The 552-nt window shown below is 41.1% G+C and carries 1 rRNA gene; it reads left to right on the top strand.

Features of this window, described 5'->3' with window-relative positions:
• Positions 1–228 precede the first annotated feature (228 nt).
• Positions 229–552 (top strand): 23S ribosomal RNA (locus tag AC1UFB_RS16895); the annotation flags it as partial.

Genomic DNA, 552 nt, shown 5'->3' with positions numbered 1-552 from the left:
GTGCGGCTGGATCACCTCCTTTCTAAGGATTTTTACATGAAAAGCGAAGGCGATTGTTTAGTCATGAAAAACGTTGGAGCTTTTTACAGGGAAACTGCTATTTGGTTTCGTTGACAAAAGTGAAACGATCGAACGACTAGAAGCCGTAGCTAGACAAGATGTGCGTTTTGAAGCTTTGTTCAGTTTTGAGAGTTCAATCTCTCATTTAATAGAAAGTACATCACTTTCTTCTTATCTAATAAGAAGAATTTTGAGTGCGATTGTTCTTTGAAAACTAGATAACAGTTAAGTAAGCTTTGATCCGGAGATTTCCGAATGGGGAAACCCACTGTTCGTAATGGAGCAGTATCTTTATCTGAATATATAGGATATTGAAGGCAGACCCGGGGAACTGAAACATCTAAGTACCTGGAGGAAGAGAAAGCAAATGCGATTTCCTGAGTAGCGGCGAGCGAAACGGAATTAGCCCAAACCAAGAGGCAAGCCTCTTGGGGTTGTAGGACACTCTATACGGAGTTACAAAGGAACGAGGTAAATGAAGAGGTCTGGAAA

The sequence above is a fragment of the Priestia sp. KCTC 13724 genome, assembly GCF_056820425.1.
This window is presented reverse-complemented; position numbering and strand designations above follow the sequence as displayed.